11 protein-coding genes are annotated in these 11,858 nt (G+C 68.3%); 6 read left to right on the top strand and 5 right to left on the bottom strand.

All coding sequences use genetic code 11. The features are described from left to right. On the bottom strand, positions 1–789 hold the full coding sequence (locus Vqi01_RS02660) for an exonuclease domain-containing protein (protein ID WP_204032638.1): 789 nt from the start codon (positions 787–789) through the stop codon (positions 1–3). A gap of 380 nt (positions 790–1,169) precedes the next feature. Here Vqi01_RS02660 and Vqi01_RS02655 point away from each other — a divergent pair, with 380 nt between their 5' ends. Both Vqi01_RS02655 and Vqi01_RS02650 read left to right on the top strand, forming a co-directional pair. Further along, positions 1,170–1,643 (top strand): helix-turn-helix domain-containing protein, encoded by a 474-nt coding sequence (locus Vqi01_RS02655; RefSeq protein ID WP_204032636.1) that lies wholly within the window; start codon positions 1,170–1,172, stop codon positions 1,641–1,643. A gap of 9 nt (positions 1,644–1,652) precedes the next feature. Beyond that, positions 1,653–1,955: a PIN domain-containing protein gene (locus Vqi01_RS02650; protein ID WP_204032635.1), complete on the top strand. Its 303-nt coding sequence runs from the start codon at positions 1,653–1,655 to the stop codon at positions 1,953–1,955. A 98-nt stretch (positions 1,956–2,053) separates the two neighbouring features. On the opposite strand, the gene Vqi01_RS02645 is transcribed toward Vqi01_RS02650, so the two are convergent. From Vqi01_RS02645 to Vqi01_RS02630, 4 genes are all read right to left on the bottom strand, one after another. Then, positions 2,054–2,956, bottom strand: coding sequence for a glycine betaine ABC transporter substrate-binding protein (locus tag Vqi01_RS02645; RefSeq protein ID WP_204032633.1), 903 nt, complete (start codon positions 2,954–2,956; stop codon positions 2,054–2,056). Between the two features lie 100 nt (positions 2,957–3,056). Beyond that, positions 3,057–3,944, bottom strand: coding sequence for an ABC transporter permease (locus Vqi01_RS02640; protein WP_239098130.1), 888 nt, complete (start codon positions 3,942–3,944; stop codon positions 3,057–3,059). Next, the gene (locus tag Vqi01_RS02635) at positions 3,941–5,275 is read right to left on the bottom strand and encodes a quaternary amine ABC transporter ATP-binding protein (RefSeq protein ID WP_204032631.1); all 1,335 of its coding nucleotides are present in this window, start codon (positions 5,273–5,275) and stop codon (positions 3,941–3,943) included. The genes Vqi01_RS02640 and Vqi01_RS02635 overlap by 4 nt, the downstream gene beginning before the upstream one ends. A 732-nt stretch (positions 5,276–6,007) precedes the next feature. After that, a complete protein-coding gene (locus Vqi01_RS02630; protein WP_204032629.1) occupies positions 6,008–6,499 on the bottom strand; it encodes a glutathione peroxidase in 492 nt (163 codons plus the stop codon). A 261-nt stretch (positions 6,500–6,760) separates the two neighbouring features. On the opposite strand from Vqi01_RS02630, the gene Vqi01_RS02625 reads away from it, so the two are divergent. The 4 genes from Vqi01_RS02625 to Vqi01_RS02610 all read left to right on the top strand — a co-directional run bounded on the left by Vqi01_RS02625 (position 6,761) and on the right by Vqi01_RS02610 (position 11,668). Further along, entirely contained in the window at positions 6,761–8,383 is a 1,623-nt protein-coding gene (locus Vqi01_RS02625; protein WP_204032628.1) for a glycosyl hydrolase family 18 protein, read from the top strand. A 233-nt stretch (positions 8,384–8,616) separates the two neighbouring features. Next, positions 8,617–9,099 carry a hypothetical protein gene (locus tag Vqi01_RS02620; protein WP_204032626.1) on the top strand — a complete coding sequence of 161 codons (483 nt, stop codon included), beginning with the start codon at positions 8,617–8,619 and terminating at the stop codon, positions 9,097–9,099. A 123-nt stretch (positions 9,100–9,222) separates the two neighbouring features. After that, the gene (locus tag Vqi01_RS02615) at positions 9,223–10,629 is read left to right on the top strand and encodes a class II 3-deoxy-7-phosphoheptulonate synthase (RefSeq protein WP_204032625.1); all 1,407 of its coding nucleotides are present in this window, start codon (positions 9,223–9,225) and stop codon (positions 10,627–10,629) included. Positions 10,630–10,645: 16 nt separating this feature from the next. After that, on the top strand, positions 10,646–11,668 hold the full coding sequence (locus Vqi01_RS02610; RefSeq protein ID WP_204032843.1) for a threonine aldolase family protein: 1,023 nt from the start codon (positions 10,646–10,648) through the stop codon (positions 11,666–11,668). Positions 11,669–11,858: the final 190 nt, after the last annotated feature.

Here is an 11,858-nt window from a genome sequence, read left to right as displayed (position 1 = left end):
TTATCCGCGTCGCTTGGTCTCGAGAGGCCATTCCAAGCTCACTGTCTCACCGCTGCCCCGCCGGTCGAAGAATGCCTGGAGTTCACGCTTCTGCTTGGCGTACCAGCCGATCTGCGCCTGATGCAGGGCGTCAGGGTGCAGCCGAGCGATCCGTTCGTGACGGGCCGCGATCGACACCGCCAGGTCGACCGCCGCGCGTGCGTCGCTTGCCGCGTCATGAGCGTTTGTCAGCTCGACTTCGTAGTACCTGCACAGGTCGCCCAGCTGCCGGCTGTCGTACCAGCGGGGCTCGACTTCCCCGTGCAGGATCGAGGGGTCGATGATGTCGGCGCGGTCCCAGTCGACGGCCGGGAGACCGTGACGTGCCAGCTCGCTGTGCAGCGTCGTGACGTCGTAGGGGGCGCAGAAGGCGACGAGCGGCATGCCGTCCGCGATCACCTTCGAGATCGCCGTTGCCAGCTCGGCCAGGGCTTCCCGGGGTGGCCTTCCGGTGCTACGCACCGTCTCGTTGGTGATCCCGTGGATCTTGCTGGCATCGGACGGAATGGGTACGCCGGGGTTGATGAGCCAGCTTGACGTAGTGCCGTCGGCATAGACCAGGGCTGCGGAGACGATGCGGCTGTCCATGGGCTCCTTTTCGGTGCCCTCGATGTCGAAGCCCACGACCGGCAGGTCGTGCCAGCCGCGGTGAGTCCCGGCGGGCGGAGCGTTCTTGATCGGTGCGCATTCATGGTGATAGGTGATCCATCGGCTGCCGATCTTCAGCGCCTGTCCGAGTTCGGCCTTCACCCGTTGTCCGCAACTACCACAGATTCCGGGGTACTTATTGATCATAGGGAGGAGGCTCCTGCTTGGGTTCGGGCGTGCGGATTCGCGGCACGCGTGCGGGAAGGTGAGGCGCGGAGATTCCGCGCATGAAGATCCTGGGTGTTTCGCCATGATCCGGGCATCGTCGACAGTGGTCGAGCAGTGACCTATGTAGACGAACTCTGGCGGCTGTTCGGTGGCTTTGTGTACCGGCATAGGCGTCGCTCGCGGCGGTAAGGCCGCATGTGTCCGAGCGGTCGGCCTACCTGCGGCCAGTGAATTCGCTGAGTTCGCGGAAGTTATCGTTTTTTTCGTTTCGACGGGTATCGTGAGAGCAGGAAACAACCTGGCTGGAGGATCTTGTGACGGTGGTGCCTGCGGGCGGGCTGGAGCCGAACGGTGAGGAGCTGAGGCGTTTCGCCCGGCGACCACTCCGGGGGCGGCGACTGCAACTCATCGTCGATGGGGCGGAGCCGGTCGACGTGCCGCCGGTGGTAGGCGAGGCTCTCGCCGAAGTCGTGTCGATCCTCGGCCGAGGGCGGCCGGTCCGGGTCATGGCGGAGAACGTCGAGCTATCAACCGGAGAAGCTGCCGCGATTCTCGGCGTGACCAGGCCGACAGTGGTCAAGCTGATGAACGACGGGGTGTTGCCCTACACCCGGCCAAACTCCAGCCGTCGAGTCGCACTGCATGACGTGCTCGCGTACAAGGAGCGGCGGTCGAGGGCGCGCCGCGAGGCGCTGGACGAGTTGACCGCAGACGCGATCGACATGGGCGTCTATGACGAAGCGATCAGGCGTGGCCGCCAGCCGTCAGACGATCAGCTCGGTGCGTGACGGACTCTGATGATCGTAGCGGTGCTGGACGCCTGCGTCCTCGTGCCCAGTGTGCTTGCCGACACCCTGCTGCGCTGCGCTGAGCAGGACCTGTATCGGCCGGTCTGGTCGCGCGCCATTCTTGACGAGGTGCGGCGGAACCTTCCGCCGTCGGCTCGCGCTGGCAAGGCCGACCGCCGGATCGAGGTCATGCGGGAACACTTTCCGAAGGCGATGGTCTCGGGATATGAGCAGCTGGTCGCCGAGATGGCCAACGATCCGAAGGATCGCCATGTCGACCACGTCCTCGACACCTTCACCGTCTTCGGGTAGCGCGAGGGAGGACCTACGGCGAGTACCGGATGAAGCGGCGCCGGTGGCGGAGCCGCATTGACTCCGCCACCGGCGCGGCTGACCGCTCAAGGGGTCGGTCAGGAGGTGGCCAGCGTGCCGGCGAAGTCCGGGTTGGCCTTGAGCCACTCCTCGACGGCCTTCTCCTCGTTGTCCTTGTGCACGTTGAACATCAGGTCCTCGAGCGAGCCGAGCTGCTGGTCGTCCATCTTGAACTTCTTCAGCATCTCGGTGACCTCGGGGAAGTCCGCGCCGAAGCCCTTACGGCCCAGGCTGTTGATCTCCTCGGCCCCGCCGAGCGTGCCCTTCGGGTCCGCCAGGTCCTTCAGCTGGTAGTTCGCGTAGGCCCAGTGCGGGTGCCACAGGGTCACCACGATCGGCTTCTTGTCCTTGATCGCGCCGTCCAGCGCGGCCAGCATGGCCGGGGTCGACGAGGTCGTCAGCTTCAGCTTGCCGGTCAGGCCGTACTCCGGGATGACCTTGTCCTGGGTGGCGGCGGTCAGGCCGGCGCCGGCCTCGATGCCGATGATCTCGCCGTTGAAGGTGCCCGCGTTCGCGGCCAGGTCTTCCAGCGAGTCGATGCCGGTCACGTAATCGGGGACGGCGATGCTCAGGCTGGCGTTGTCGTACCAGACGCCGATCTTCTCGATCTTGTCGCCGTACCGCTCCATGTAGTCGGCGTGGGTCTGCGGCAGCCAGCTGTCGAGGAAGAGGTCGATGTCGCCCGTCGACAGGCCCTGGTAGACGACCCCAGCCTCGACGTTCTTCAACTCGACCTGGTAGCCCTTCTCCTCCAGCAGGTTCTTCCAGAGGTAGGAGGTGGCGATGGCCTCGTCCCAGGCCATGTAGCCGATGCTGATCTTCTTGCTGTCACCGGCGGAGCCGCCGGACTTGCCATCGTCGCCGCAGGCGGCGACGCCGGTCAGCGCCAGGGCAGCGGCGGCCGCCACCGCGACCCGGCGCACAAATTTACTGCTCCACATGTGGAGTGTCCTTCCCTCGTTACTGTGCACCGGCGGAACTCGCGGTAGCGAGGCAGGGCGCCGGCATCGGTGACTCCCCTGCATGGGTCAGGGCAGTGGATCAGGCTTGTTGCATGGCGCGTTGCGCCTTCGCCGCCGCGGTACGCGCGCCGATCGAGTCGGTGAGGCGGTCGAGCACCACCGCCAGGATCACCACGGCAACGCCGCCCTCGAAGCCCGCGCCGACCTGAGCGCGGAAGAGTGCCGTCGTGATCACCTCACCCAGACCGCCGGCACCGACCATCCCAGCGATGACGACCATCGACAACGCCAGCATGATGACCTGGTTGACGCCGGTCATGATGGTGGGCAGGGCCAGGGGCAGTTTGGTGCGCAGCAGGATCTTCCACGGCGAGGCACCGAACGCCTCGCCGGCCTCGACGACCTCGCGGTCGACCTGACGCAGGCCCAACTCGGTCAGGCGCACCCCGGGCGGCATGCTGAACACCACGGTGGCCAACGCGCCGGGCACGACGCCGACACCGAAGAAGAAGATTGCCGGGATCAGGTAGACGAACGCGGGCATCGTCTGCATCAGGTCCAGCACCGGTCGGACGATTGCCGAGGCACGGGGATTCTCCGCGATGAAAATGCCCAGCGGTACGGCGAGCAGCAGGGCGAGCGCACTGGAGACCAGGACCAGCGCCAGCGTGCTCATGGTCTGGTCCCAGATCGGCATCCCGGCTACCATGCCGAGCCCGAGCGCGGTGCCCAGGCCGAACTTCCAGCCCCGCAGCCACCAGCCGAGGCCGGCGAAGATCAGCACCATGACGATCGCCGGGGGCGTGGTCAGCAGGCTCGCCAGCGGCTCGACCAGCGAGTCGACGGTGGCGGCGATGCCGTCGAAGACGGCGGACAGGTGCTCCCTCGACCAGTCGACGCCGGTCGTGAAGGCGTCGCCGATCCGGACGTACGGCAGCATGTCGTTGATGCGCTCGATGATGTTCATGCGGGCCCTTCCGTCAGGCGGGCCGGAGCCTGGGCACCCACCTGGACCGGGACCTCCGGTGCGGCCGTGCCGCTTGCGGCCGGTGTCGTGCCGGCCACGTCGGTGGGTTCGGGCGTGGCGGTGTTCTCGCTGACGTCGGTGCTGATGCTGCCCAGGGCGCTCAGCAGCGTGACCCGCGGAATCACGCCGGCGAGCCGCCCGGCGGCGTCGACCACGGCGACCGGGGCCGGGCTCTCCGCACAGGGCGCGAAGATGTCGGCCACCGGTGTCGTGTCGTCGACCGTGCGGGCGTACTCGGTCGACACGATCTCCTGGAGGTTCTTGCGTCCCTCCCGGACCGCCTGGGCGGCGGCGTCGGCGGTCACGGTGCCCAGGTACCGCTTGTCGCGGCCGGTGATGTAGACGGCGGACGTCTGGGTCTCGCGCAGCACGCGGGCGGCCACCCGCGGGCCGGAGTTCACGTCCACGACGCCGAGCGGCCGCTCCATGACCGCCGACGCGGTGAGGATCCTGGTCCGGTCGACGTCGGCGACGAACTGAGCGACGTAGTCGTTGGACGGGTCGGTGAGGATCTCCTCGGCGGTGCCGATCTGGACGATCCGGCCGGCACGCATGACCGCGATGCGGTCACCGAGGCGCATCGCCTCGTTCAGGTCGTGCGTGATGAACACGATCGTCTTGCCGAGCTCGGCCTGCAGTTCGAGAAGTTGGTCCTGCACCTCGCGGCGGATGAGCGGGTCGAGCGCGGAGAACGCCTCGTCCATGAGCATGATGTCGGTGCCGGCGGCGAGCGCGCGGGCCAGGCCGACCCGCTGTCGCATGCCGCCGGAGAGTTCCTGGGGCAGCTTGTCGGCCCAGCCGTCCAGGCCGACCATCCGGAGCGCCTCCAGTGCCTTCTCCCGGCGCTCGTCGCGGGGCAGGCCCGCCACTTCCAGCGCGTAGCTGGCGTTGTCGAGGACCGAGCGGTGCGGCTGGAGCGCGAAGTGCTGGAAGACCATGCTGATCTTCTCGCGGCGCAGCTTGCGCAGCGCGGCCGGCTTGAGCTTGGTGATGTCGATCCCGTCGACTTCCACGGTGCCGTGCGTGGGTGCGAGCAGGCCGTTGAGCATGCGGATCAGGGTGGACTTACCCGAGCCGGACAGGCCCATGACCACGAAGATCTCGCCACGTCTGACCTCGAAGTTCGCGTCGACGACCGCGGCCGTGACCGGTAGCCCTGCCAGCTTCTCGTCCTGGTGTGCGCCGTTCTTGAGGAGTTCCATCGCCTTGTCGGCGCGGTTCCCGTAGACCTTGTACAGCGACTTGACTCTGAGTGCGGACACGGTCTCCATTCCAAGGGGCATACGGTACGACGACCCATTTCAGGCGACGTACGCAGTCGCGTATCTACGACAATCTCTGTGTCGTCGGGCTGCCGGATTCAGGGCAGCCCCAGGTGGGTGGCCTCCGACCCTACCCGACGGCTTTCCCCGCACGACAACCCTCGTTGCTGCTCCGTAGCATGGGCCACAGTCATTGGATCGCGTCGTGAGGCCGCGTTATTTGTGGATGGCATTGGCCGACGGAAGCGCAATTCAGGTATCGAGAATCACAAAGCCAGCAGGACCTCCGATGGGGGGACTTCCAGGGCAATCCAGCCGATAGGGGGCGATCGCTTTTACGGCAGGTCGCGGCGCCATCACGCCGTGTCCTTCTGCGGAGGTGGCCGGCACGCGCCTATCTGGCCCGGTGGTGCCGGGTTTTCTGCCGGCGGGGGCTGGTGCGTCGTTTATCGGGAGAGTCCGTGGACGTTGGCCAAACCGCCTCTGCGGGGCCGGCTCGGAAATTCGACCGCCGCGGATATTTCATGGAATCTACATGGTTCCTACATGAAAATGAGACAGGATCTACATGGTGTCTATGCGGTTCCGGCGGTGCCCGAATTCCGGCGGCCGGCACCGGGGGGCGCAGACCGATAGATCCATGACCCTGATTCCTCGCAGATCTGGCGCTGGTCGATGACCGACAGTATTTATATCGGTGATGACGGATGGGTGACCGGTTTGGGGCCGGCCCAGGTGGGGTCAAGCGGCGGGTAGGTACTTCTCGATGGTGCTGCGCAGGGCGGCGTCGTCGGGGGTGGTGGTGGGGGCGAATCGGGCGGCGACCGTGCCGTCGGGGGCGACCAGGAACTTCTCGAAGTTCCACCGTACGTCGCCGGTGTGGCCCTCGGCGTCGGCAGCGCCCACCAGGGCGGAGTAGAGCGGGTGCCGGCCGGGGCCGTTCACCTCGACCTTCTCCGTGAGCGGAAACGTCACCCCGTAGTTGACCTGGCAGAACTCGCTGATCTCCGCGGCGGTGCCCGGCTCCTGGCCGGCGAACTGGTTGCACGGCACCCCGAGCACCACCAGTCCGCGCTGGGCGTACTCGTCCTGCAGGGCCTGAAGGCCGACGTACTGCGGGGTGAGCCCACACCGGGACGCGACGTTGACCACCAGCAGGGCGCGTCCGCGGTAGCGCGCCAGGTCGGCCGGGCCGCCGCCGAGCGCGCCGATCGGAATGTCGAAGACTGTCATGGCCCGAGGCTACGTCGTGCCGTGCCGTCAGGCCGGGTCGATGCGGCCAGAGCGGGCTCTTCACCGCGAAGGCGAGTCCGGAAGGCGCCGGGAGCGACCCGGCGGACGGCTCTGGTGGACCTCAGGTCCTGGCCGGCCTCGAGGAGTCGGCTGGTTGGCCTCTCGCGCCAATCGATGTATGTGCATCTTGACGAAGTGGTGACGCGTGAGTAGCGTCTCCTCATCCTTTTGGAAAGTTTCCTAACTGTTTGGAGACGCCACATGAAGAGATCGCTCCGCCGGGCCCTCTGGGTCGGCGCCGTGGTCGCCGTGACCGTCGCCACGGTCCCGGTGGCCTCGGCGTTCGGCGCCGGAAGCGTGACCACCTCCTTCACCCGTGTGCAGGACTGGGGGACCGGTCACGAGACGAGGGTCACCATCACCAACGGTTCGGACGCCAGCCTCAGCACCTGGCGCATCGAGTTCGAGCTGCCCTCGGGCACCAGCATCAGCAGCTTCTGGGACGCCGACATCACCCGCGACGGCAACCGGTACGTGGCGGTCAAGAAGAGCTGGGCCGGTGCGTTGGCCCCGGGTGCCTCCTTCAGTTGGGGCTACAACGGCACCGGCGCGTACCGGGCGCCGCTGAACTGCACCATCAACGGCGCTTCCTGCGGCGGTGGCACGCCGCCGCCGACCACCACCCCGCCGACCACCATCTCGCCCACGACCACCCCGCCGACCACAGCGCCCCCCACCACCGCGCCGCCGCCCACCACGCCGCCCAGCGGGGACCGCAAGGTCGTCGGCTACTTCGCCCAGTGGGGCGTCTACGCCCGCAACTATCACGTCAAGAACATCCACACCAGCGGCTCGGCGGCCAAGCTGACCCACATCCTGTACGCCTTCGGCAACACCACGGGCGGCCGGTGCACCATCGGTGACAGCTACGCCGACTACGAGAAGGCGTACACCGCGGCGGAGAGCGTCGACGGCGTCGCCGACACCTGGGATCAGCCGCTGCGCGGCAGCTTCAACCAGCTGCGCAAGCTCAAGCGGATGTACCCGCACATCAAGGTGATCTGGTCCTTCGGCGGCTGGACCTGGTCCGGTGGCTTCACCCAGGCCGCGCAGAACCCGACCGCCTTCGCCCAGAGTTGCTACAACCTGGTCGAGGACCCGCGCTGGGCGGACGTCTTCGACGGCATCGACATCGACTGGGAGTACCCGAACGCCTGCGGCCTGACCTGCGACGCCAGCGGCCCGAACGCGTTCAAGAACGTGGTCAGCGCGCTGCGGAGCCGGTTCGGTTCGTCGGCGCTGGTCACCGCTGCGATCACCGCGGACGGCAGCAACGGCGGCAAGATCGACGCGACCGACTACGCCGGTGCGGCGGCGAACCTCAACTGGATCATGCCGATGACGTACGACTACTTCGGCGCCTTCAACGCGCAGGGCCCGACGGCCCCGCACTCGCCCCTCTACTCGTACGCCGGAATCCCCCAGCAGGGCTTCTGGTCGGACGCGGCCATCCAGAAGCTCAAGAGCAAGGGCATCCCCGCCAACAAGCTGCTGCTCGGCGTCGGCTTCTACGGCCGTGGCTGGACCGGGGTGACCCAGACCGCACCGGGTGGCGCCGCGACCGGGCCCGCTCCGGGCACCTACGAGCAGGGGATCGAGGACTACAAGGTGCTCAAGAACACCTGCCCGGCCACCGGCACCGTCGGCGGCACGGCGTACGCCAAGTGCGGCAGCAACTGGTGGAGCTACGACACCCCGTCGACCATCAACGGCAAGATGACGTACGCGAAGAACCAGGGCCTCGGTGGCGCCTTCTTCTGGGAGCTCTCCGGTGACACCAGCAACGGCGAGCTGATCAGCGCCATCAAGGGCGGCCTCGGCTGAGGTGAAAGGAAGGGCCCCTTATTAACGCCTGCGGTAGAGGAAGGGCCCCTTGTTAACAGAACAGCACCACCCGTCGCGCGTCGTCGGCCGTGGCGGCTGCCGGGTCCGGCGGGGGTTCTGATATGAGTGTTAACAGGGGGCCCTTCCTATGCAAAAGGCGATAAGAAGGTGCCCTTCCTTGCATCCGACGGTGGTGTGACAGACTCGGCGGCTCGGACGCCTGGGAGGTAGCGATGCGGGTGAGGTACGGGCGATGGGCCGTCGGCGCCGTCCTGCTCACGACCATGCCGCTCGCGCTGGGCGGCTGCGGTCTCATCGCGGGGGAGAGCGAGGCGGAGGAGCCCGGACGGGCACCGGCCGAGGAGGCCCTGACGAAGTCCCGGGAACGGGTGCAGGCGTACCTCGACGCGATAGCGGCCAAGGATGTCGAAGCCGGGCGCAGCCAGCTGTGCGCGGTGCTGCACGAGGCGTTCGACGGGGCCGCGACCGGGCCGAACGGCGACTTCGCCGACCATTTCGAGGTGTCGGAGACCGAAATCGTCGACATCCGGCCCGGCTCGTCGGGGCAGGAGGTCAGCGCCGCGGTGACGGTTGCTGTCGGTAAGCGCAAGGCCACCCGGCCGCTGCTGTTCACGGTCACGCGGGACGGGCTCGACTGGTGCATCTCGGACGAACGTCCCGGCGGGCACAGCCCCGCCCCCGCGCCAACGCCCTGACCCGCGTCGCAGCTCACCCGCACGACTCCCGCCACCAGCCCTAGCGACAAGATCGGCGTCCATCTGCCGGAACCTGGCCCCTCGCTGGTCGGCCACCCCGCCGGTCGCCGTACGCTTTCTGTCATGCGCCATGAGTGGCATCAGTTGAGTCATCCGGCGGTGGGCAGCCCGGTGCTGCAGACCAGCCGTCCGACCGCCGACTCCGCCGAGGACGAGGCCCTCGGCCTGGACCGCTGGCGAGAGCTGCCTCGCGCCCAGACCCCACCCTGGCCGGACCAGGCCCAGGTCGCCGAGGTCTGCAAGGTGCTCGACAGGGTCCCGTCGGTGGTGGCCCCGTACGAGGTCGACCAGTTGCGCCAGCGCCTCGCGCTGGTTTGCGAGGGCAAGGCGTTCCTGTTGCAGGGCGGTGACTGTGCGGAGACCTTCGCCGACAACACCGAGAGTCACCTGCTGGCCAACGCCCGCACGCTGCTGCAGATGGCGATCGTGCTCACCTACGGCGCGTCGCTGCCGGTGGTCAAGGTGGCCCGGGTCGCCGGGCAGTACACCAAGCCCCGGTCGCTGCCGACCGACGCCCGGGGCCTGCCGGCCTACCGCGGCGACATGATCAACTCGCTGGAGGCCACGCCGGAGGCTCGGGTCGCCGACCCGCAGCGCATGATCCGGGCGTACGCCAACTCGGCCGCCGCGATGAACATGCTCCGTGCCTATCTCGCCGGCGGCCTGGCCGACCTGCACGCGGTGCACGACTGGAACAAGGGCTTCGTGCGCAACTCGCCGGCCGGCGAGCGGTACGAAGCGATCGCCCGGGAGATCGACCGGGCGATCGCGTTCATCCGGGCCTGCGGAATGACCGAGGACGAGGCCCTGCGTACGGTCACCCTCTACTGCTCCCACGAGGCCCTGGCACTGGAGTACGACCGGGCGCTGACCCGGGTCTCCGGCGGCCGGGCGTACGGGCTGTCCGGGCACTTCCTGTGGATCGGCGAGCGCACCCGGCAGCTCGACGGCGCGCACATCGACTTCATCTCCCGCATCGCCAACCCGATCGGGGTCAAGCTCGGCCCGACCACCACCCCGGACCAGGCGATCGAGCTGTGCGAGAAGCTGAACCCGGACAACATCCCCGGCCGGCTCACGTTGATCAGCCGGATGGGCAACCACAAGGTACGCGACGTGCTGCCACCGATCGTGGCCAAGGTCACGGCCGCCGGGGCGAAGGTGGTGTGGCAGTGCGACCCGATGCACGGCAACACCCACGAGTCGTCCAACGGCTACAAGACCCGCCACTTCGACCGGATCGTCGACGAGGTGCTGGGCTACTTCGAGGTGCACCGCGGCCTGGAGACCCACCCGGGTGGCCTGCACGTGGAGCTGACCGGCGAGGACGTCACCGAGTGCCTGGGCGGAGCGCAGGGCATCGCCGACCTCGACCTGCCGGACCGGTACGAGACCGCCTGCGACCCGCGACTGAACACCCAGCAGTCGCTGGAACTGGCATTCCTGGTGGCGGAGATGCTGCGTGGCTGACCCGACCAAGCGAGGCGTGCCGATCGACCTCCGCTCGGACACCGTCACCCGGCCCACCGCAGGGATGCGGGAGGCGATGGCCACCGCCGAGGTCGGCGACGACGTCTACGGCGAGGACCCGACGGTCAACGCCCTGGAGCGCGAGGTCGCGGCGCTGTTCGGGCACGAGGCGGCGCTGTTCTGCCCGACCGGGTCGATGGCCAACCAGATCGCCCTGCAGGTGCTGGTGCCGCCCGGTAGCGAGCTGCTCTGCGACGCCGACGCGCACGTGGTGACGTACGAAATGGGTGCGGCTGCCGCGTACGGCGGAATCACCTCGCGGACCTGGCCGGCGGTCGGCGCGGACATCGACCCCGACGGGGTGGCCGGCATGATCCGGCCCGACGGCTACTGGGCGGTGCCCACCCGGGCGATCGCGGTGGAGCAGACCCACAACCGCGGCGGTGGCGGGGTGATTCCCCTCGACACGCTGCGCGAACTGCGCCGGGTCGCGGACGCCGCGCAGCTGGCGCTGCACTGCGACGGCGCACGCATCTGGCACGCCCACGTCGCTGACGGGGTGCCGCTGGCCACCTACGGCGAACTGTTCGACACGCTCTCGGTCTGCCTCTCCAAGGGGCTCGGCGCGCCGGTCGGTTCACTGGTCGTCGGCGCCGCCGACCGGATCGAGCGGGCCCGGCTGATCCGCAAGCGGATGGGCGGCGGGATGCGTCAGGCCGGCATCCTGGCCGCCGCGGGACGGTACGCCCTGGCCCACCACGTCGACCGGCTCGCCGAGGACCACGCGAAGGCGGCCCGGCTGGCCGAGGCGATCGCACCGTACGGGGTGCTGGCCACGCCGGTCCGCACCAACCTGGTCCCGCTGGACCTGACCAAGGCGCCGATGGACGCGCCTTCGCTCGCGGCTGCCGCCCGCGCCGAAGGAGTGCTCATCTCGGTGCTCGGCCCCCGCACCGCCCGCCTGGTCACCCACCTCGACGTCACCGACGCCGCGGTCGACCACGCCGCCGCCGTCCTTTCGCGCATCCTCCGCGCCTGACCCCCGAGCCTCGCGGTGCGGTCCTTGAGGACCGGCATCGCCGCGCAGGCGTTCCAGAATCACAAATCTTGCACTTTTTGCCGCCACATAAGCGAGTCCGGGCAATTGGGCGGTGGCGACGAGGCGAGTCCTGCCCCGTACAGCGACCGATCGATCAGCTTTGAGGCGCTTTCATCCGGCACCGTCGCGC

The organism is Micromonospora qiuiae (genome assembly GCF_016863555.1).
Lineage (GTDB): Bacteria > Actinomycetota > Actinomycetes > Mycobacteriales > Micromonosporaceae > Micromonospora > Micromonospora qiuiae.
The sequence above is the reverse complement of the archived record's forward strand: the minus strand, read 5'-3'. Positions and strand labels throughout refer to the sequence as shown.